We start from the raw sequence: 20,761 nt of genomic DNA, 5'->3' as shown, positions 1-20,761 counted from the left end.
TTCAACCATGCCGCGCCGGCGGGATTAATATCCCGGCCGGCGCGGCTTTATCCATCCAAAGGAGGTTTCCATGAAAGTCTATTTTCTGTCCCTTGGCGCCGGCCTGCTGGTCGGCATCGTCTACAGCCTGCTTAACGTGCGCTCGCCTGCGCCGCCCGTCATTGCGCTTGTCGGCCTGCTGGGCATATTGGTCGGAGAACAGATCATTCCCTTCGCAAGGACGATCATCGACAGGGAACCGGCCGCCGTTTCGTGGTTCAACCAGATCAAGCCGCACATGTTCGGGCATATGCCCAAGGGTGGCGCTGAAACCACTGATCTCGTGCAGACGCAGCAGCCGACCAACCGGGAGAAAAGCTGATGCCGACACGACGCACTTTCCTCGGCGCGGCATCCAGTCTCGCCTTTCCGAATCTGTTTTCACCGGCTAAGGCCGCTGATCCCATCAAGAGCGGAGCTTCGTCCATGCATCCAGATACCATCCTTCACAATGGCCGCGTCACGACACTTGATCGCGGCAATCCGAATGCAACGGCAGTCGCCATCAAGGATGGTCTGTTTGTTGAAGTGGGAGGCGATGCCGAGGTCATGGCCCTTGCCGGGCCGGAAACGAAGATCATCGATCTCAAGGGCAAGCGCGTGTTACCCGGCCTGATCGACAATCACACCCACGTCATTCGTGGCGGCCTGAACTTCAACATGGAACTGCGCTGGGACGGCGTTCGCTCGCTTGCCGATGCCATGGACATGCTGAAGCGTCAGGTGGCAATCACGCCGGCCCCGCAATGGGTGCGCGTCGTTGGTGGTTTCACCGAGCATCAATTCGTTGAAAAGCGTCTGCCGACCATCGAGGAAATCAATGCGGTGGCACCGGATACGCCGGTCTTCCTTCTGCATCTCTACGACCGGGCACTGCTGAACGGCGCAGCTCTGCGCGCCGTTGGCTATACCAAGGATACGCCGAACCCGCCCGGCGGCGAGATTACCCGCGATGCCAACGGCAATCCCACGGGTCTGCTGCTTGCCAAGCCGAATGCCGGCATTCTCTATTCGACGCTTGCCAAGGGGCCGAAACTGCCGCTCGACTATCAGGTCAATTCCACCCGCCACTTCATGCGCGAGCTGAACCGGCTGGGTGTGACCGGCGTGATCGACGCCGGTGGCGGTTTCCAGAATTATCCTGACGATTACGAGGTGATCCAGAAGCTGTCGGATGAGAACCAGATGACGGTTCGGCTGGCCTACAACCTGTTCACGCAGAAGCCGAAGCAGGAAAAGGAGGACTTCCTCAACTGGACGTCATCGGTCAAATACAAGCAGGGCAACGATTATTTCCGGCATAATGGTGCGGGCGAAATGCTGGTCTTTTCCGCTGCCGATTTCGAGGATTTCCGTCAGCCGCGGCCGGATATGCCACCGGAGATGGAAGGCGAACTCGAAGATGTCGTCCGGATTCTGGCGGAAAATCGCTGGCCCTGGCGTCTGCACGCCACCTATGACGAGACCATCTCCCGGGCGCTGGATGTTTTCGAAAAGGTCAACCGGGATATCCCGCTCGAAGGGCTGAACTGGTTCTTCGACCATGCCGAAACCATCTCCGATCGCTCGATCGATCGCATCGCCGCCCTCGGTGGCGGCATCGCCACCCAGCACCGCATGGCCTATCAGGGCGAATATTTCGTCGAACGTTATGGCCAGGGCGTGGCGGAAGCCACGCCGCCCATTGCGCGGATGCTGGAAAAGGGCGTGAATGTCTCGGCGGGCACGGATGCAACGCGCGTTGCCTCCTATAATCCGTGGGTGTCGCTGTTCTGGATGGTGACCGGCAAGACCGTTGGCGGTATGCAGCTCTATCCGCGCGCCAATTGCCTCGACCGTGAGACAGCGCTGCGCATGTGGACGGAAAAGGTCACCTGGTTCTCGAACGAAGAAGGCAAGAAGGGCCGCATCGAAAAAGGGCAGTTCGCCGATCTCGTCGTGCCGGACAAGGATTATTTCTCCTGCGCGGAAGATGAAATCTCCTTCCTCACCTCGGAACTGACCATGGTGGGAGGCAAGATCGTTTACGGTGCAGGCGACTTCAGGGTGCTCGACGAGAGCAATATTCCGCCCGCCATGCCCGACTGGTCGCCGGTCCGCACCTTCGGCGGTTATGCCGCCTGGGGCGAGCCGCAGGGTGCTGGAAAGAACTCGCTGAGACGCGCCGCCATCACCTCCTGCGGTTGCGCCAGTGATTGTGGTGTTCATGGTCACGACCATGCCGGTGCCTGGACATCGAAACTGCCGATTGCCGATCTGAAGGGCTTCTTCGGCGCATTGGGCTGCTCCTGCTGGGCAGTCTGAGCCCGATCGACAAGAGAAATGCAACGGGCGACGCATGCCGCCGCCCGTTGACTGCAAACCTCGGACGGCAACAAAAAGAATATTGCAGATTATGCAATTATATCGAAACTATTAGTGCAATTGTTGGCAGCAATCCTTTGCGCCAATATCGCTCCATCAGATGAACGCGGCGCCGCACATATCGACGGCCAGATCGCAGGAGCATTAAATGACTGACCCATCTTCGACCCTTCGCCTTCGCGGGCTTCTTGCTGAAATCGTCGCCGCGCCTGTCACACGAACCGTGGCACTTCTGGCGCTTTGTTCGGCCTATATTCAGGGGCCGCTCACCAAGATTTTCGATTTCCCCAGCGCGATTGCCGAGATGAACCATTTTGGCCTGCAGCCGGCGGCGGCATTTGCCGTCTTTGTCATTATTTTTGAACTTACCGCCTCCGCCATGGTGGTATCGGGTGTCCTGCGCTGGGCGGGTGTTCTGGCGCTTTCGGGCTTCACGCTTCTTGCGACCTTCATCGCGCTGCGGTTCTGGGAAATGGCACCCGGCATGGACCGCATGATGGCCACCAATGCCTTCTTCGAACATCTCGGCCTGGCCGGCGCCTTTGTTATCGTCGCTGCAATCGATCTCACGAAAGGAACAGGCAAATGAGTGCCGAAAAATCCTCCGCGAGCAGCTTTGCTCCTCTTGCGCAGCCGGTTTTCGCCGTCCTCTGGGCCGCGACGGTGCTCGGCAATACCGGCAGCTTCATGCGTGATGTCGCCAGTTCATGGTTGATGACCGATCTTTCGGCCTCACCGGCGGCGGTCGCCTTGGTTCAGGCGGCCGGAACCCTGCCGATCTTTCTTCTGGCGATCCCGGCCGGTGTGCTGACCGATATTCTCGACCGCCGCAAATTCCTGATCGCAGTCCAGCTGCTGCTGGCCTCGGTCAGCGTCACCCTTATGGTTCTCGCTCATACCGGCATGTTGTCCGTCAGCGCCCTGATCGGCCTCACCTTCCTCGGCGGCATCGGTGCGGCACTGATGGGACCGACCTGGCAGGCCATCGTGCCGGAACTGGTGAAGCGCGAGGACATCAAGAGCGCCGTGGCGCTGAATTCGCTGGGCATCAACATCGCCCGTTCCATCGGCCCCGCTGTCGGCGGCATCCTGCTTGCGGCCTTCGGTGCTGCCTTTACCTATGGTGCCGATGTCGCCAGCTATTTCTTTGTCATCGCCGCTCTTCTATGGTGGCCACGGGCGAAGAACGCCAATGATGCACTTCAGGAGAATTTCTTCGGTGCATTCCGGGCCGGCCTTCGTTACACCCGCGCCAGCCGGCCGCTGCATGTCGTCCTGTTGCGGGCCGCGATCTTCTTTGCTTTCGCCAGTGCCGTCTGGGCGCTGTTGCCTCTGGTCGCCCGGCAATTGCTGGGTGGAGATGCGAGTTTCTACGGTATCCTGCTCGGCGCCGTCGGGGCCGGTGCGATCGCCGGTGCGCTGGTCATGCCGAAGCTGCGTGCCCGTTTTGATGCCGATGGCCTGCTTCTCGGCGCCGCCCTCATCACCGCGCTCGTCATGGCCGGGCTGTCATTCGCACCGCCGAAATGGCTTGCCATCATCATCCTGCTGTTCCTCGGCGGCGCCTGGATCACGGCACTGACAACGCTCAATGGCGCAGCGCAGGCGATCTTGCCGAACTGGGTGCGGGGTCGTGGTCTGGCCGTCTATCTCACCGTCTTTAATGGCGCGATGACGGCGGGCAGCATCGGCTGGGGTGCCGTGGGTGAAGCCGCGGGTGTGCCGGGCACCCTGCTGATCGGTGCAGCCGGTCTCTTCATCGCCGGCCTCATCATGCATCGCCTGAAACTGCCTGCGGGTGATGCGGATATGGTGCCGTCCAACCATTGGCCCGAACCGCTCGTGGCCGAGCCTGTGGCCCATGATCGCGGCCCGGTTCTGATCCTGATCGAATATATTGTCGAGAAGCATCACCGTTCGGCTTTTCTGCATGCCTTGGACGAACTCTCCCAGGAGCGCCGCCGCGATGGAGCCTATGGCTGGGGTGTCACCGAAGACTCCGCCGATCCGCAGAAGATCGTGGAATGGTTCATGGTGGAATCCTGGGCCGAGCATCTGCGCCAGCACAAGCGGGTTTCCCATGCCGATGCGGATTTGCAGGGCAAGGTGCTTGCTTACCATTCCGGGCTGGAAAAGCCTGTCGTGCGCCACTTCCTCACGATCAATCGTCCAGGAAAAGCATAAACAGAAAGGGGCCGAAAGGCCCCTTTTTCGTTCTCGTTCTTTAAAGCCTGCCGGTTATTGCGCGATCCGCTGCATCACCCGGCTCAATGCCTCTTTCAGCGCATTGGAACCGCCATTTCTGTCGAAGTCCTGCATGACCTGCTCGTTGAGGCCGCCCTTGGTGGCGAATTCGCGGCTCATCTCGGTGAAATCAGTCTTTCCGCCTGATAGCACTGCCACTTCGGAGAGACCGGCAAAGAGGGGCGTGACATAGGCCCGCGCTTTTTCTTCCGGCAGGCCGTTCTCCGCCAGCCATTCCGTCGTCGTTTGCATGATACCGAAATAGGTGGCCATCAGCGCGCTGGCGGCGGCCAGAAGGTCGTATTCCGCTTTTGTCGCGCATTCCACCGCATTGCCGAGCACGTTGAAGATCGCGGCGGTATCCGTATCGGCGGGATAGATGGCGGTGACGCCCTTGCGCCGGGCGACGAAGGGCAGCGGGATCGCTTGGGTGAGCCGCACATCCGCACCGATCCAGTCCAGAAGCGCGTCGCGGCTGGTTGCAGCCACGACGCTGATGACCTTCTGCCCGTCCCGGAACCGCAGAGGCCGGATGACCTCTTCGGCGATCTGCGGGCGGATTGCCAGCATGACGGTATCGCAGCCATCGACGATCATCTGATTGTCGCCGGAGATGATCACCTGCGGAAAATCGCTGGCCAAGGTGGCCGAGATATCCGCACTGCGCTGGGACACCATGACATGCGGTACGGCGGCGGGCTTGGCAAGCAGGCCGCGCACCATCGCATCGGTGATGGCACCCGTTCCGATGAAACCGATTTTCTGGGGAAGGGACATGAATACTCCACTGCGGCGAATGGGCCGACAGAGGCATCGGCTGTGTCATTTCCATCCGATGCTAAGTTCTCCGCCGGGAATTGTCGACAAGCAGATAGCGTTAATTTGCAATTGAAACGAAGCCCGCCACATCCGATTATGTGGGACTGCTATTGAATTTGACATGGGGGTCGCCACTTCCGGTTCCGGCTGACCTGTTTTTTTGGCGGGAGAGCCATCGATGAAAAAGGCAATCATATTCGACTGCGAGTTCCTCTGCCTGGAGGGGTCGCAACGCAGATTCTGGTGTGCGGCCCATGATCCCGATCCCGTCATCGCGCAGATCGGTGCCGTCAAGCTCGGGCTGGAGCGCGGATTTCCGCTTCTGGAGACCTATAAGGTCCTTGTCTCTGCGGTCGACCGTCGTGGCAGGCGATATGCGATCGATCCGTTCTTCACCAGGCTAACGGGTATCACCGAGGAGATCATTGAAGCGGAAGGCGTTCCTTTGCAGGAAGCCCTCTCGAGTTTCGACAGCTTCTCCGAAGGTGCCCAATGCTGGTCATGGGGCAAGGACGAGTTGAATATGATGGCGATCAGCACTTACGTCGCGGGTATCCAGCCGCCCATGCCTGCCCGTCGCTTCGACAATGCCGTCAGGCTCTTGCTTGCGGCGGGGATGCCGGTCGAGGACCTGGCGAAAACGCCCAGCAACAGTCTCGCCGACTATTACGGCGTTGAGCATCCGCCTTTGCAGGGCCACGATGCGCTCGATGATGCGCTTTCAGTTTCCTATGCCCTGCAACATCTCCTGCGGAGCGGAAAGTTGAAGCCGGAAGAATTCACGCTTGCCGCTTAGCCGATATCAGGCGAAATTGCTCCCGGCCGGTGCTCTCGAAAGGCGGCGGCAAGTGTTCGCAACGCTTCGCGGGACCTGCTGTCGGTCAGGGTCGAGAACATGATGATTTCGCTGGAGGGCAGAGGCGGCAGGCGAAAACGCTGGCTGACCTCGACTGTGCCGGGTGGCGCAAGACGGCAGGAAAAGACGGAAATCGCAAGCCCGGCCGAGACGGCTGCGGTCACCATCGACGATGTGCCACCGAGAAAGACCTCCGTCCAGGCAATCGCCGCCGCATCCAGGGCATGGGTGGCGATGTTGCGCACGCCACAGGCGGGTGAAAGTGCCGCCAGTCGGAGCGGTTCGCCCTGACGATGTTCGAATTGCGGAGTTGCGTACCAGCCGAAATGCTCCGGTCCGAGCACCTCGCCGTCGCGCCGGTCGTCCTCGCGCCTGATGATGGCCGCATCGATTTCACCACGGTCAAAGGCATCGAGCAGGGAGCGGGAATTGTCCATCCGCACTTCAATCGTAAGGCCGGGGTCGTGGTCGTTGAGCCGCGCGAGAAGCGTTGGCACCTCTGGCCCTGCCACATGCGCGGCAATGCCGAGGCCGAAACGGCGGCGCGGCGAGGAAAGGCCTGCCAGTGCCCGATCATGAGCCGCGAGAAATTCGCGGGCGGGTGCAAGAAACACCGCCCCCTGGGCGGACAGGCGCACCGAACGCGGTGTTCTTTCGAGCAGTCGCTGACCAAGCCTGTCTTCCAGCCGTTTGAGCTTGACGCTGATGGCGCCCTGGGTGGTACCAAGCGTTTCGGCGGCGCGGGTGAAGCTCTGCAGATCGGCGATGGTGACGAAGGCCTCGACGGCTTCCACATCCAGCGTGCTCATCTCTGTCATTCCAATTTGTTGTCTCTGAAATAATCAATCATCCAATTCCGTTATGGTCAAGCCTTGACTAGTTTGCCTTTGGTTTATTGAGCGGATGGCGCCTGTGTGCCTCCACCCACGAAAGGCTGAAGAATGACCCTTGCTGTTACCGAACAGGCTGGCAGCAGAAGCGCCATGGCGCTCGCTGCAGTTTGTCTCTCCGCCCTGATGTTCGGACTGGAAATCTCCAGTGTTCCGGCAATCCTGCCCACACTCGAGGAGGTGTTGCAGGCGGATTTCCGCCAGCTTCAGTGGATCATGAACGCCTATACGATCGGCGTGACCGTGGTGCTGATGACAACAGGTGCGCTGGCCGACCGTTTCGGCCGCAAACGCGTCTTTATTGGCAGTATTGCCGCTTTTGCGCTGTCTTCCCTCGCCTGCGGAATGACGCAGAATGTTTCCGTGCTGACCGGTGCCCGCTTCCTTCAGGGTTTGAGCGGTGGGGCGATGCTGGTGTGCCAGATCGCCATCCTGTCGCACCAGTTCCGCACGGCCCGGGAGCGTGGCATGGCGTTCGGCTGGTGGGGCATCGTCTCCGGCGTTGGGCTGGGTTTCGGCCCGATCATCGGCGGCGCCATTGTCGCGCTGTGGAGCTGGGAATGGGTGTTTCTCGTTCATGTGGTGCTCGGCATCGTGACGTGGCTGCTTGCCGCTGGTGGCGTGGGAGAATCGCGCGATCCGGAGGCGGCGCGTCTTGATCTTGCCGGCATGGCCACACTTTCGGTTGCCGTCTTTTGCCTTGCCTTTTTCATCACGCAGGGACCCGAACTTGGTTTTGCAAGCCCCATGGCACTTCTTATCCTCGGTGTCTCGGTTGCGAGCTTCATTGCCTTCGTGGTCGCTGAAAAGCGCACGCAAAGGCCGATGTTCGACTTCTCCGTGTTCCGCATCCGGCCTTTTTCCGGGGCGATCATCGGTTCGGCGGCGATGAATATCAGCTTCTGGCCGTTCATGATCTATCTGCCGATCTGGTTTCAGGCCGGCCTCGGTTATGACAGTGTCACCGCCGGCCTCGGCCTGCTTGCCTATACGCTGCCGGCGCTGGTGGTGCCGCCGCTCGCAGAGCGCCTGTCGTTGCGTTATCAGCCGCGCCTTGTCATTCCGGCCGGGTTGTTCACCATCGGTCTCGGTTTCATGCTGATGAAATTCGGAAGCGGCATCGAAAATGCAAGCTGGCTTAGCATGCTGCCCGGCTGCATTCTTGCCGGCATCGGGCTCGGCTTGACCAATACGCCGGTCACCAACACCACCACGGGCGCGGTTTCCCCCGCCCGCTCCGGCATGGCGTCCGGCATCGACATGAGCGCCCGCATGATCTCGCTTGCCATCAACATCCCCATCATGGGCTTCATTCTGGTGGAGGGCGTCCGGGCTTCGTTGCGGGCAAACCTGCCTGCGGGCATGGATATGAATGGCCTGCAATCGCTTGCGGAAAAGATTGCGGCCGGAACCGCCCGTGCATCGGCGCAGGGCGTTTCAGAAACGCTCCTTCATCAAGCGCTTGCAGACGGTTTTGGTCTGGTCATGCTTTATGCGGGCATTGGTGTCTGGCTGCTTGCCGGGCTCAGTTTCGTGGTCTTCGGCCGCCAGCGAGGAGAGGGCAACGGATAGTAGCTGCCCTTTCGGTTTTTTGGGCTGGTTTCAGCTGTCTTATTTCACCTGGGCGACGATAAGCTTGCCATCGGCACGTTCTGCGATGAACTCGATATCAGCGCCTTCCTTGAGCTTGGCGAGGATGGCGTCGTCCTTCACGCGGAACACCATGGTCATACCAGGCATGTCGAGGTTTTTCAGGTCTTCATGGGTTATGGTGACCTTCTTGGCGGCAACATCCACTTTCTTCACCGTACCTTTGGTGAATTCCTGGGCGAAGGCGCTGAAGGGAGCGGTGAGCAGAAGTGCTGCGGCGAGGGTGATGTTAACGATGGTTTTCATGGTCGTGATCCTTGTTGAATGGGTTACTTTGCCGAAACTTTGAGATCGCCGCGCATGCCGGCTTCGTAATGCCCGGGTTTCAGGCAGGCGAATTCGAACATGCCGTCATTGGTGAATTTCCATACGATTTCGCCGCTTTCGCCTGGCGCGAGGCTGATGGCGTTCGGATTGTCGTGTTCCATCTCCGGAGCCTTTGCCATGACGGCCTTGTGCTCCAGATTGGCTTTCTGTTCGTCGAGGATGAACTCATGGTCCAGTTCGCCGATATTCTTCACGGCAAAACGCACAGTCTTGCCCTTCTTGAACTCGAACTTGCCGGGGGTGAAGATCATCTTGCCATCAGGCGTTTCCTTCATCGTCACCTGGATGGTCTGGGTCACCTTGGCCTTGTCGCCGGGTTCGCCGATCGCCATCGCTTCATGGCCACCGCCGTGGGTGCCCGATGCAAGGGCTGGCGTGGCGAAAGTGGCGATGAGAAGTGCGAGTTTCAGTCTGGTCATGTCTTTGTTCCTTGGTTGTAGTGCGTTGGGGTTTGATGGGATTCTGTCGTATTCAGCCGTGTTTCATCGGTGGCGGCGTGATCTGCGTTTTTGGGTCGGTGGTTTTCTGCGTCTCCGGCAGTGCGCCGGTCCATTCCCAGGCCTGGGTTCCGGGCGGGTTTTCGTACCAGCCGGGATCTGAGTAATCGCCCGCGGAGATGCCTTCGCGAACCTTCACCACGGAGAACATGCCGCCCATTTCGATGGGGCCATGCGGTCCCCATCCCGTCATCATGGGAACGGTGTTCTCAGGGATTTCCATTTCCATCGCGCCCATGTCGGCCATGCCGGCGGTGCCCATCGGCATATAGTCCGGCCGGACCTTGCGGATCTTTTCCGCGACGGTTTTTTTGTCGACGCCGATGAAGGTGGGGACGTCGTGCCCCATGGCGTTCATCGTATGGTGCGACTTGTGGCAATGGATCGCCCAGTCGCCGACATATTTGGCGTCGAATTCATAGGCCCGCATGGCGCCGACGGGGATGTCGATGCTGACCTCCGGCCAGCGCGCCTCCGGCCGCACCCAGCCGCCATCCGTGCAGGTCACCTCGAAATCGTAACCGTGCATATGGATTGGGTGGTTGGTCATCGTCAGGTTGCCGACCCGCACGCGCACCCGGTCGTCCTTGGAAACCACCAGCGGATCGATCCCCGGGAACACCCGGCTGTTCCAAGCCCACAGATTGAAATCCGTCATCGTCATGATTTTGGGGACGGAGGCGCCGGGATTGATATCGAAGGCGTTGAGCAGGAACACGAAGTCGCGATCGACCGGCATGAAGGTCGGATCCTTCGGGTGGATCACGAAGAAGCCCATCATGCCCATGGCCATCTGCACCATCTCGTCAGAATGCGGGTGGTACATGAAGGTGCCTGATTTCACGAGGTCGAACTCGTAGACGAAGGTCTTGCCAACGGGGATATGCGGCTGCGACAGACCGCCCACACCATCCATGCCCGACGGCAAAATCATGCCGTGCCAGTGGATCGTCGTATGTTCCGGCAGCTTGTTGGTGACGAAGATGCGCACCCGGTCGCCCTCGACGGCCTCGATGGTCGGGCCGGGAGACTGGCCGTTATAGCCCCACAGGCGGGCGGTCATGCCTTCGGCCATTTCGCGCTCCACCGGCTCGGCGACAAGATGGAATTCCTTGACGCCGTTATTCATGCGGAAGGGCAGGGTCCAGCCGTTGATGGTGACGACCGGATTGTAATCGGGACCGGTGGTTGGCTTCACCGGTGCCTGCGTCGCCGCCGTTTCCATTAGTGCCGCTTCCGGCAGGCTGCTGTTTGAGGTTTTCGCCCAGGCCGCCGAGGAGACCATTGCGGCGCTGACGCCCAGAAGTTGTCTTCTATTGAACATGGTCTTTTCCTCTCTCAATGTCCGCCACCGCCGCCACCGGACGCGGCGGCAACCTCGGTCTCTCCGCCAGCCACACCCGAACCGCCGCCATAAATGGCCGGAACGAGCCCTGCTTCGGCGAGCCAGAAGTCGCGTTTGGCATCGATGGCGAGCAGGTTCGAATTGACCTTTTCCCGGCTGTCGGTCAGCAGCTCAAAAGTGTTGGTGAGCATGCCGTTATAGGTCCGCATCGATTCTTCCTCGATCCGGTTGCGCAGCGGCACCACGCTGTTGCGGTAGTGCCGGGCGATGTCGTAGGTCGAGCGATAGGCTTGATAGGCGGAGCGGGCTTCCGAGCGGATATTGACCGCTTTTTCCGCCAGCAGATTGGCGGCGCGCATATAAGCGAGTTCGGATTCCCGCATGCGGGCCTGACCGGAATCGAAGATCGGAATGACGAATTCCAGTTCGGCGCGACCGGTCGTTCGTTTGTTTATGCGGTCTTCATCCTTTTCACGCTCGGTCTCGAAACCGGATCTTAGTGCGAGATCGCTGACGTACCGGGTCGCTTCGGTGAGCTTGAATGACCGTGCGGTTGCCTCCAGGTCGAGCTTGGCCATCTGCAAGTCCACCCGACGCTGCAGCGCCTCGGCCTCGATCATGTCGCGCTGGGCGAGTGCCTTGGGAAGTGACGGCAGGCGGGTGGGGATGCTGTATTCGATATCTGATCCCCACAGGCCCATCAGTCGCGTCAGTTCCTCCCTGGCAAGACGGGCTTCCAGTCTTGCCTTGGCGATCTGGCCGGTGAGTTCGGCGTAAAACACCTGCTCACGGGCTTGGCCTTCCTTGTTCATCGCGCCTGACTCACCGAGTTTGGTGGCAAGTTCCGAAGCGGCGGCCGCAGCGGTCTGCGACTGGGCCAACTGGCCGACGTTTTCCGAAGCCGCCACGGCGGAAATCCATGCGCGCCGCGTATCCGCAGCCAGTTGCAGCGTTTTCAGCGCCGCACCCAGCTGCGCCTTGCGAAAGCCGGTATCGGCAATTTCGACATTCTTTTTGAGCGTGGTGAGTGCCAGAATATTGCTGGTGAGGACACCTTCGATTGTCTTGTAGGCCCTGAGGCCCGGCGTGCCGATACCCGTCAGCCCCAGGCCGATGCTTGGGTTGACCAGCAGGGTCGATTGCCATGCGGTGGCAGCCGATTCGCCCAGATCGGCGTAAGCTGCCTGCAGGCCCTTATTGTTCAGCAGCGCGACCTGCACTGCCGTTTCGACGTCGAGGGTCTTGCTGGCTGCCATCAGCGTTTTGACGCGGGCCTCTGTTGCCCGTGCCTCGGCCCGGTTCTGAACCCATGCGGTCTGTTTTCCTGTCGCCTCTGTTGTCTTCGCCGAGACAGTCGTAAAACCGGCGTCCCGGGAAGCATATTGTGCGGCGGATACGCAGCCGCTGAGGAAAAGCGGCAACGACAGGATTGCCGCAAGTTTTGATCGGAGTGGGAATGAGCGTGGCATCATGATGCGCCTCCTTTCGGAGCCTGCGCATCGTTCTGGTCGCGCCAGGGTTTCGGATCGACCGGCATGCGGGCCGTGTAACCCGAGACCGGGGTCTGGTAGCGGAAAGGGGCGACGCCAAGCGTCGGGTTTGCCGCGTCGTCATAGGAGGCGGCATTATTCATCACGGATGTGGCTGTGCAGCCGCCCAGAAGCAGGGGCGCCGCGACCACAATATGGATCGGGTTCATGGGTGTTTTCCGAACAGGAGATGCAGCGGCGCGACGGCGCTAAAGCCGCTCACGCACGGTCATTGCCCAAAGGCGGGCTTTGCCTGTTCAGATATTAGGCGGACGGTGCAGCAGCGGGCTCTGGCCCGGTGCCTTGCTGTCGTCGAGGAAGGAGCGGATGCTGCTGATGACGGGCGTGCCAATGCTGTCGTGGTCAATCAGAACCGCCATGCCGAGACAGAAATCGCCGCAACATTGCGGCTTCGCGGGCTTTTTGACCCCACTGTCGCTGTCGGCCATGTCGTGGTTATCATGATTGTCTGACGTCATGGCCGAACCGCCATGATCCATCATCTTGCCGTGGTCCATCATGGCGGATTGATCGTGCTGCATTCCCCCGGTGTCGGGACCATGCATTGCGGCGTTGACGGTGGAAACGCTGTAGCCCGCCAGTGATAGGATCATCACCAGTCTAAACATAAGGGCCAGCAATTTCGATGCTCGCAACGTATCACGCATGTGCTCTAGAAAAGCCGCTATGCCGTGATTTGTCAATGGATATACTTCATAACCATTGATGAAAACCTTGTTGTGAGGCTGATCGTCTCTCCAATTTCATACGAAATCGATGAAGGCCTCATCGAGAATGAGCAGCTTGCGGGCCTGCGTGCGGGCATATTCCTCGTAAAAACCCTGCGAGATCCACCGCGCGGAACGGCCGAGTGGGCCACATCACGGGTGGGGTCGATAAGCCTGGTGTGATCGGCGTTGAGCGCATCGAAAAGCGCCCGGAACGGGCGGAAAACGGCGGTATTCTCCGCATAACGCGTCGCAAACAGGTCGTCGGTCGGCTGGCCGAGCATGACCTCATAGTGTACCGGGATTTTCAGCATCCTGTAGTGAAAAGCCGCCTCGTCGCCCGGTATCGCATCATAGGGCAGGTCCGAATAGTTGATGGTGATATCGCCGCCGCTAACGTTATGAACCCGGTCTCGGCCGGCATGCAGAAATCCAGAGCCCTTCACCTGCAAGCCGATGCAGAGGCTGTCGCCGGCAATGCGGGCAATATCGGCCTCGGTGCGGTTGACACGGTAGGAGGAGGCGCGCATTTCGGTTACGACGGCACCGGCGAGCGCCCGCGCCTGAAACGAACCCTTGAAGCTGTGGCGGAGATCCCGTGCCAGTTCGATGGTCACGCCGAACAGGCTTTTGCCGCGCACCTCCCGCCATTGGTCGAAGCGGTGCTCGGGCAGAAAATCATCGGTTGCGAAACGGATGATGGTGTTCGTGGCCTTGCCCTCCCCGACGATGCCGGCGGTCTATTTTTCCGTTGCGCGAAATCGAAGATGGACGAGCGGATAGGGTCGCCCCTGTCCGTCGAGGTCGGAGCGTCCCGTCGGCTCGAAACCCAGCCGGCGATAAAAGCCCAGTGCTTCGCCATTCTGCTCGTTGACATCGGTGGTCAGCGCGGGGTGAAGCGCCAGCGCGCTTTCTACCAGAGCCTTGCCGATGCCTTTGCCGTGGTGGTCCGGATCGATGAAAAGCGCCTCCATATGCCCTTCATGTAGAAACATGAAGCCGAGGGCATGGTCGGCTGCATCGACGGCGAGCATCAGCGACACTTGCGGCAGGAACGCTTTGACTTCCTCGCCGATCGCGGCGCGATCCGCCGGAAGCAGGAAGCCATGGGTCGCATCGACAGCCCTGCTCCATATGTCGAGGATGCGGGCCGCGTCACGGCTGTTGGAGGCACGAAGTGTTATCATGCCCACCCTTAGCAATTGCGATCTTTTCGCGCTATGGGCCTGCCCGATCTTTTGGTGAGCATGTGCGTACTCAATCAATTTCTACGCCAAAACGGGGGTGTCCGACCGCGCTTGATCCCTTCTGTCTTCGGTGCTGGAAAACGCTTTCGAAAAAAGTGCTTGCAAAATGCCGCCCGAAAAAAATAGATAAAAAGAAGTTCTATCTATTTATTTTTGGAAAAGGTCGACCTATGGACCAGCTTGCGACGCAAATTGACGGAAAACTAGCCCCAATTCCGGCGGTTCAAACCAACTCCTCTCTTGAGGAGGCAAAAATTATCTATAATTTGCCGTTTAGCGACCTGCTGTTCCGTGCGCAGCAGGTGCACCGCTGTCATTTCGATGCGAACGTGATCCAGATGAGCCGGCTCTTGTCGATCAAGACTGGCGGCTGCCCTGAAGATTGCAGCTATTGCAGCCAGTCCGCCCGCAATCCGACCGGTCTCAAGGCTTCCAAGCTCATGGAAGTGGAACGGGTGCTGGCCGAGGCACGCAAGGCGAAGGACGGCGGGGCGACGCGTTATTGCATGGGTGCGGCCTGGCGTAATCCCAAGGAGCGCGACATGGAGGCCGTGGTGGCTATGGTCGAGGGCGTGAAAGCGCTCGGCATGGAAACCTGCATGACGCTCGGCATGCTGACGCCGGAACAGTCCGAGCGGCTGGCCGATGCCGGCCTGGATTATTACAATCACAACGTCGACACATCAGAGCGGTTTTATTCTCAGATCATCACCACCCGCACCTTCGAGGACCGGCTGGAAACGCTCGCCAATGTCCGCGATGCCGGCATCAAGGTCTGCGCAGGCGGCATTGTCGGTATGGGCGAAACGGTCGAAGACCGGATTTCGATGCTGGTGACGCTCGCCAACCTGCCGGTGCCGCCGGAAAGCGTGCCGATCAACATGCTGATCCCGATCCCGGGCTCGAAACTTGCCAATGCCGACCCCGTCGATCCGATCGATTTTGTGCGCACCATTGCGCTCGCGCGCATTCTGATGCCGCGTTCGCATGTGCGGCTTTCGGCCGGGCGCACGGAAATGAGTGATGAGACGCAGGCGCTGTGTTTCCTCGCCGGCGCCAATTCCATCTTCATCGGCGAAACGCTGCTGACGGCGGATAATCCGGGGGAGGATCAGGATACCGCGCTCTTCCGGCGGCTCGGCCTGAAGCCGATGGAGCTGCAGTCTTCCGAGGCGGGAGGCTGCCGGTGAATATTGCGGCGCTCTCTCCCTATGAGGCGAAGCTTACCGGCCTTAGCCGCAAATCGCGCCTGCGTGCGCTTGCGCCCCGGGAGGGGATCGATTTCACCTCCAACGATTATCTCGGGCTTGCCGAAGCGCCGCGCCTGAAGGCGGCAATCACAGAGGCCATTCATAAGGGGGTGCCGGTGGGTTCCGGCGGCTCCCGGCTGCTGCGCGGTAATCACCCCGAGCACGAGTCGTTGGAAGCGGAAGCGGCGGCGTTTTTCGGGGCCGAAAAAGCCATCTATTTCGGCAGCGGTTTTGCCGCCAATGTCGCGCTTTTTTCCACCCTGCCGTTGCGGGACGATATCGTGCTCTGCGATGCCCTGATCCATGCCAGCGTGCATGATGGCATTGCGGGGGGCAAGGCGAAGGCGATGGCCGTGCCGCATAATGAGGTGGAGGCTTTCGAGCGGGAGATAATCCGCTGGCGGCAGGCGGGCGGTAGCGGCCGGCCATGGATCGCGGTCGAGAGCCTTTATTCCATGGATGGCGATTGCGCGCCGCTTGCAGCCCTGGCCGATCTTGCCGAACGGCATGGCGGTTTTCTCGTCGTCGATGAAGCACATGCCACCGGCGTCTTCGGCCCCGGTGGGCGTGGTCTCGCCGCGCAACTGGAAGGCCGGGGTAATGTGGTGGCGCTTCACACCTGCGGCAAGGCGCTTGGTGCCTCCGGCGCGCTTCTGAGCCTGCCTGCGGTTCTTGCCGATTATCTCGTCAACCGCGCCCGCGGTTTCATCTATTCCACCGCACCTTCGCCGCTGATGGCGGCGGCGGTGCGGGAAGCCCTGCGCATCGTCGCGGACGAACCCTCAAGGCGGTCGCGACTGGCCGAGTTGGTAGGTTTTGCCGGCGAAGAATTGCACCGCCAGCTGGGTGTGACACCCAGCGGCTCGCAGATCCTGCCGGTGATGATCGGCGACAATGCCCGCTCACTGAAGATCGCTGCGCGGCTGCGGCACGGCGGATTCGATGTTCGGGCGATCCGCCCGCCGACGGTGCCGGAAGGCACGGCGCGGCTACGCATCGCCATCACGCTCAACGTGGATGAAAGCCAGATTGCCGCCATGGTCGGCTTGCTTGCCGTTTCGATGCGGGAGGAAGCGGCATGAGCCTGCGTTTCGTGATTTCCGGAACGGATACCGGCATCGGCAAGACAGTTTTTGCGGCAGCGCTCACCCATGCTCTTGAGGCCCACTACTGGAAGCCCGTGCAGTCAGGTCTCGAGGAAGAAACCGACAGCGAGACGGTGGCAAGGCTTGCCGGCGTGCCGCGCACGCGCATCCTGCCGGAAGCCTATCGGCTAAAGACCCCTGCCTCGCCGCATCTTTCGGCGCGTCTCGATAATGTCGCGATCGATCCCGCGCTTTTACAGCCGCCGCGACTGGACGGGCCGCTTGTCATCGAAGGGGCAGGCGGGCTTCTGGTGCCGCTGACGGACAGGGTGCTCTTCGCCGATATCTTTGCCCGCTGGCAAATTCCGCTCATCCTGTGCGCCAGAACCGCGCTTGGCACCATCAACCACACGCTGCTGTCGCTTGAGGCGCTGCGGCATCGCGCCATTCCGGTGCATGGCGTGGTTTTCATCGGCGATGAAGACAGGGAAAATGAGCGTGTCATAACCGATATCGGCGCGGTGCGCCGGCTCGGCCGGTTGCCGCACCTGCCGGAATTGACGCCCGAGGCATTACATCAGGCCTTCGCCCAACACTTCAATCTCGCTAATTTTCTGGAGGTGCCGGCATGAGCCGTTCCCGCGTCTGGCATCCCTTCACCCAGCATGGGCTGGAACCGCCGATGAAACGTGTGGTTTCAGCGGAAGGGGCGTTTCTGGTCGATGAGGATGGCAATCGGCTGTTCGACGCCATTTCATCCTGGTGGGTCATTAGCCATGGGCACCGGCATCCGGCGATCATGGCGGCCATCCGCGCCGCCACCGAGACCCTGGATCAGGTCATCTTCGCCGAGTTTTCCCATGAACCGGCCGAGACGCTCGCCCGTGGGCTGATCGAGCTTGCCCCCGCCGGACTGAGCCATGTGTTTTATTCCGATAGCGGCTCGACGGCGGTGGAGGTGGCGCTCAAAATGGCGCTCGGTTATTTCCACAATTGCGGTGAAAAGCGCGATCGCATCGTGGTGATGGAGCATGGCTATCACGGCGATACCATCGGTACCATGTCGACCGGCGAACGCGGCGTGTTCAACGCTGCCTATGAACCGCTGCTTTTCGGCGTCGACCGGCTGGCCTTTCCGGAGGCGGGCACGGAACAGCGCACATTGGATATGTTCGAGGCTTACTGCCGTTCGGGCCGTGTCGCCGCATTGCTGATCGAGCCACTTGTGCTCGGTGCCGGTGGCATGAAGATTTATGGCGCAGATGTTCTTTCCGGGCTGAAGCAGATCGCCGAACGCCATGGCTGCCTCGTCATCGCCGATGAGGTGATGACCGGCTGGGGCAGGACCGGGACCGTCTTCGCCTGCGAGCAGGCGGCAATCTCACCGGATATTCTCTGCACCTCCAAGGGGCTGACCGGCGGTTCGCTGCCGCTGGCGGCGACGCTGTGCAGCGCGCAGATTTTCGATGCTCATTTTTCGACCGACCGCCGCAAGACTTTTTTCCATTCGAGTTCCTATACGGCCAATCCGATCGCCTGCGCCGCCGCCGTCGCCAATCTTCAGGTCTGGCGGGATGAACCGGTTCTCCAGCGCATCGGGCAAATACAGCAGACGCTGGGCGATCATATCAAGCGCTTTGCCGATGATGGCCGTTTCGCCAACATCCGGCAGGCGGGCACCATTGCCGCGCTCGATCTCGTGGTGCCGGCCGGTGGTTATCTTTCCGAGGCCGGTCCACGCATGCGGCAGCTGTTCCGTGAGCGCGGCTTTCTCATCCGTCCGCTCGGCAACGTGCTTTATCTGATGCCGCCCTATTGTTCGACGGCTGATGATCTGACGCGCGCCTTCGACGTTATCGATGAGGTCGCCGGGATCGTTACCGATGTCGCATCGGCAAAATCTTACGGCGTCGACAAATGAAAATGGCGATGTCCAGACCATTGCGAAAGTCCTGACAATGCAGACACGCTCTTCCCGCATGGCCGGTTTTGGCCACGCCGTTCCGGCCCGTTGCGTCGACAATGCCGAGATAGAGGCCAGTCTGGGGCTGGAGGCCGGGTGGATCGAGCGGCGGACCGGCATTCGCTCCCGTTATTGGGCGGAGGCGGACGACACGTTGAGCGGCCTTGCCGAAAGGGCTGGCCGGATGGCCCTGGAGGATGCGAAGACCAATGCCGATGACATCGCGCTGACGCTGCTTGCCACCTCCACGCCGGACCATCTTCTGCCGCCCTCCGCACCGCTGCTGGCACACAGGCTCGGTTTGACGCGCTCTGGCGCGATCGATCTTGCTGGGGCCTGCTCCGGTTTTCTTTATGCGCTCACCCTCGCGGATGGTTTTGTCCGCACCCACGGCCGCGCCGTCCTTGTCGTCGCCGCCAATATTTTGAGCCGCCGCATCAATCCGGCGGAAAGGGCGAGCGCCGTCCTGTTTGCCGATGCCGCCGGCGCCGTGGTGCTGACCCCTTGCCCGGAGGTGAAACGAGGGCTGTTATCGGCCGATCTCGTTGCCGATGGCAGCGGTTACGATCTCATTCAGATCGCGGCAGGCGGCAGTAACCAGCCTTTTTTCGCCGGTATGCCTGGCGAAGATGCCCTGATGACGATGCGCGATGGCCGGGAGGTTTTCTCCCGCGCCGTAGCGCTGATGACAGAGACCTCTCAGCGTGTGCTGCATGAGGCGCAACTGACCGCAGCCGATGTCGGCCGTTTCGTACCGCATCAGGCCAATGCCCGGATGTTCGATGCCGTCTGCGGAAATCTCGGTATCGAGCGGGAAAAGACGGTCCGCACCATAGAAAGCTTCGGCAATTCTTCCGCTGCAACCATCCCGCTGTCGCTGTCCATCACCAATGCCGAACGGCCCTTTGCGAGCGGCGAAACCCTGCTTCTGACCGCGGCGGGTGCAGGCATGACGGGCGGGGCGGTGGTTTATCGCGTCTAGCCTCTCGGCTATCGCAATGAGGTGACGCGGCGCGTTTCAGCGCCAGAACACCAGCGCCATGCCGATAACGACGAGCGCGGCCCCCACCCATGCGCCGGATGCCGGCCGCTCGCCCGTTCGCAGCCAGAGCAATGGCAGGATGATGACGGGTGTTGTTGCGGAGAGCGTCGAGACAATGCCGACCTTGCCGCCGGACAGCGCAAAAAGCAGCAGTGTCATGCCGAAACCAAGCCCGATGCTGCCGGTCAGCACCGTCCGCAGGAAAATGCTGACGGTTAACGACCCATTGGGTTTGACGGCCTTGATGGGGAGCATCGTCAAGGTGGTAAGGCAGATGGCGGCGACGCCGACCCGCAGCATGGATGCGGCAATGGGATCGACCCCCGAGGCCATGACCGGCCTTGCGATGAGGGAGCCGACGGCCTGGCTGAGCGCTGCGAGAAGGCCGAAGAGCACGCCTAGCCAGAGCGGTCCCTTCACGCTTTCCCATGCGTGCAGCTGCGACTTGCGTTTGCCGAAGAGGATGGCGAGCAGAACGCCCGCAAGGGTAAGGCCAATGCCGGCGACGGCCGTCGCGGAAAGTTGTTCGCCGAGAACAGCCCAGCCAAGCACGGCGGCGATCGGGGCATTGAGCGCAAACAGGATTCCCGAGCGGCGCGGCCCCAGCCGGTTCAGGCAGGTGAAAAGCAGCGTATCGCCAACGAAGATGCCGATGAAGCCGGACAGCAGCAGCGCCCACAACGCGTCCGGCTGCAAATCCCGCCAGGTTCCCGATGCGAGGACGTAAAGACCGAGCACCGAGGCGACAAAAAGTTGCCTTGTCCTGTTAAAGGCGAGCGCGCCAAGATGTCCCGCCGGGCGGGCGGAAATAAGCCCCGTCATCGCCCAGCAGGTTGCGGCGCCCACGGCAGCCAGTTCATAGATTACCATCTCGTTCCACTGCTCC

The 20,761-nt window shown here is 60.7% G+C and carries 21 protein-coding genes and 1 pseudogene; 11 read left to right on the top strand and 11 right to left on the bottom strand.

Annotated features, from left to right (window positions below):
- Window positions 1-70: 70 nt before the first annotated feature.
- The 4 genes from NYR50_RS18445 (at window position 71) to NYR50_RS18430 (ending at window position 4,587) form a co-directional block, all read left to right on the top strand.
- The gene (locus NYR50_RS18445) at window positions 71-361 is read left to right on the top strand and encodes a XapX domain-containing protein (RefSeq protein WP_418137783.1); all 291 of its coding nucleotides are present in this window, start codon (window positions 71-73) and stop codon (window positions 359-361) included.
- Complete coding sequence (locus NYR50_RS18440) at window positions 361-2,343, top strand: amidohydrolase family protein (protein WP_418137782.1); 1,983 nt, start codon at window positions 361-363, stop codon at window positions 2,341-2,343. Before NYR50_RS18445 ends, NYR50_RS18440 begins: the two co-directional genes overlap by 1 nt.
- A 208-nt stretch (window positions 2,344-2,551) precedes the next feature.
- Window positions 2,552-2,992: a DoxX family protein gene (locus NYR50_RS18435; protein ID WP_418137781.1), complete on the top strand. Its 441-nt coding sequence runs from the start codon at window positions 2,552-2,554 to the stop codon at window positions 2,990-2,992.
- On the top strand, window positions 2,989-4,587 hold the full coding sequence (locus NYR50_RS18430; RefSeq protein ID WP_418137780.1) for an MFS transporter: 1,599 nt from the start codon (window positions 2,989-2,991) through the stop codon (window positions 4,585-4,587). Before NYR50_RS18435 ends, NYR50_RS18430 begins: the two co-directional genes overlap by 4 nt.
- A gap of 54 nt (window positions 4,588-4,641) precedes the next feature.
- Here the strand turns inward: NYR50_RS18430 and NYR50_RS18425 are convergent, their stop codons facing one another.
- Entirely contained in the window at window positions 4,642-5,424 is a 783-nt protein-coding gene (locus tag NYR50_RS18425; protein ID WP_418137779.1) for a pyrroline-5-carboxylate reductase, read from the bottom strand.
- A 220-nt stretch (window positions 5,425-5,644) separates the two neighbouring features.
- Between NYR50_RS18425 and NYR50_RS18420 the strand changes: the two genes are divergently transcribed.
- Window positions 5,645-6,262 (top strand): 3'-5' exonuclease, encoded by a 618-nt coding sequence (locus tag NYR50_RS18420; RefSeq protein WP_418137778.1) that lies wholly within the window; start codon window positions 5,645-5,647, stop codon window positions 6,260-6,262.
- Here the strand turns inward: NYR50_RS18420 and NYR50_RS18415 are convergent.
- Window positions 6,259-7,131 (bottom strand): LysR family transcriptional regulator, encoded by an 873-nt coding sequence (locus NYR50_RS18415; RefSeq protein ID WP_174010953.1) that lies wholly within the window; start codon window positions 7,129-7,131, stop codon window positions 6,259-6,261. The two genes, NYR50_RS18420 and NYR50_RS18415, sit on opposite strands and share 4 nt — an antisense overlap.
- Before the next feature lie 132 nt (window positions 7,132-7,263).
- Between NYR50_RS18415 and NYR50_RS18410 the strand changes: the two genes are divergently transcribed.
- Window positions 7,264-8,784, top strand: coding sequence for an MFS transporter (locus NYR50_RS18410; protein ID WP_174010955.1), 1,521 nt, complete (start codon window positions 7,264-7,266; stop codon window positions 8,782-8,784).
- A gap of 39 nt (window positions 8,785-8,823) precedes the next feature.
- Here the strand turns inward: NYR50_RS18410 and NYR50_RS18405 are convergent, their stop codons facing one another.
- The 8 genes and pseudogenes from NYR50_RS18405 to NYR50_RS18370 form a co-directional block, all read right to left on the bottom strand.
- Window positions 8,824-9,108 (bottom strand): copper-binding protein, encoded by a 285-nt coding sequence (locus tag NYR50_RS18405; RefSeq protein WP_418137777.1) that lies wholly within the window; start codon window positions 9,106-9,108, stop codon window positions 8,824-8,826.
- Window positions 9,109-9,131: 23 nt separating this feature from the next.
- Entirely contained in the window at window positions 9,132-9,608 is a 477-nt protein-coding gene (locus NYR50_RS18400; protein WP_418137776.1) for a cupredoxin domain-containing protein, read from the bottom strand.
- 52 nt (window positions 9,609-9,660) lie between these two features.
- Entirely contained in the window at window positions 9,661-11,010 is a 1,350-nt protein-coding gene (locus tag NYR50_RS18395) for a multicopper oxidase family protein (RefSeq protein ID WP_418137775.1), read from the bottom strand.
- 14 nt (window positions 11,011-11,024) lie between these two features.
- Window positions 11,025-12,503, bottom strand: coding sequence for a TolC family protein (locus NYR50_RS18390; RefSeq protein ID WP_418137774.1), 1,479 nt, complete (start codon window positions 12,501-12,503; stop codon window positions 11,025-11,027).
- A complete protein-coding gene (locus tag NYR50_RS18385; protein WP_174010962.1) occupies window positions 12,500-12,730 on the bottom strand; it encodes a hypothetical protein in 231 nt (76 codons plus the stop codon). Before NYR50_RS18385 ends, NYR50_RS18390 begins: the two co-directional genes overlap by 4 nt.
- Before the next feature lie 87 nt (window positions 12,731-12,817).
- Entirely contained in the window at window positions 12,818-13,228 is a 411-nt protein-coding gene (locus tag NYR50_RS18380) for a hypothetical protein (protein ID WP_174010963.1), read from the bottom strand.
- Between the two features lie 242 nt (window positions 13,229-13,470).
- Window positions 13,471-13,818: pseudogene (locus NYR50_RS18375) on the bottom strand (AraC family ligand binding domain-containing protein); the annotation flags it as partial.
- Window positions 13,819-14,028: 210 nt separating this feature from the next.
- Window positions 14,029-14,475 (bottom strand): acetyltransferase, encoded by a 447-nt coding sequence (locus tag NYR50_RS18370; protein ID WP_174010964.1) that lies wholly within the window; start codon window positions 14,473-14,475, stop codon window positions 14,029-14,031.
- Window positions 14,476-14,705: 230 nt separating this feature from the next.
- Here NYR50_RS18370 and bioB point away from each other — a divergent pair, with 230 nt between their 5' ends.
- Genes bioB through NYR50_RS18345 form a run of 5 tightly spaced genes read left to right on the top strand, consistent with a single transcriptional unit; the run spans window position 14,706 to window position 19,815 of the window.
- On the top strand, window positions 14,706-15,725 hold the full coding sequence (bioB, locus tag NYR50_RS18365) for a biotin synthase BioB (protein WP_174010965.1): 1,020 nt from the start codon (window positions 14,706-14,708) through the stop codon (window positions 15,723-15,725).
- Entirely contained in the window at window positions 15,722-16,867 is a 1,146-nt protein-coding gene (locus NYR50_RS18360) for an 8-amino-7-oxononanoate synthase (RefSeq protein WP_174010966.1), read from the top strand. Before bioB ends, NYR50_RS18360 begins: the two co-directional genes overlap by 4 nt.
- Window positions 16,864-17,502: a dethiobiotin synthase gene (gene bioD / locus NYR50_RS18355; RefSeq protein WP_174010967.1), complete on the top strand. Its 639-nt coding sequence runs from the start codon at window positions 16,864-16,866 to the stop codon at window positions 17,500-17,502. The genes NYR50_RS18360 and bioD overlap by 4 nt, the downstream gene beginning before the upstream one ends.
- The gene (locus NYR50_RS18350; RefSeq protein ID WP_174010968.1) at window positions 17,499-18,791 is read left to right on the top strand and encodes an adenosylmethionine--8-amino-7-oxononanoate transaminase; all 1,293 of its coding nucleotides are present in this window, start codon (window positions 17,499-17,501) and stop codon (window positions 18,789-18,791) included. The genes bioD and NYR50_RS18350 overlap by 4 nt, the downstream gene beginning before the upstream one ends.
- A gap of 37 nt (window positions 18,792-18,828) precedes the next feature.
- Window positions 18,829-19,815: a beta-ketoacyl-ACP synthase III gene (locus tag NYR50_RS18345; RefSeq protein ID WP_174010970.1), complete on the top strand. Its 987-nt coding sequence runs from the start codon at window positions 18,829-18,831 to the stop codon at window positions 19,813-19,815.
- 36 nt (window positions 19,816-19,851) lie between these two features.
- On the opposite strand, the gene NYR50_RS18340 is transcribed toward NYR50_RS18345, so the two are convergent.
- A complete protein-coding gene (locus tag NYR50_RS18340) occupies window positions 19,852-20,745 on the bottom strand; it encodes a DMT family transporter (protein WP_174010972.1) in 894 nt (297 codons plus the stop codon).
- Window positions 20,746-20,761 lie beyond the last annotated feature (16 nt).

Source organism: Agrobacterium sp. El2ro-1b, assembly GCF_048298475.1.
GTDB lineage: Bacteria > Pseudomonadota > Alphaproteobacteria > Rhizobiales > Rhizobiaceae > Agrobacterium > Agrobacterium fabrum.
Note: the sequence above shows the minus strand (reverse complement) of the source record. Positions and strands in the feature narration are given on the sequence as shown.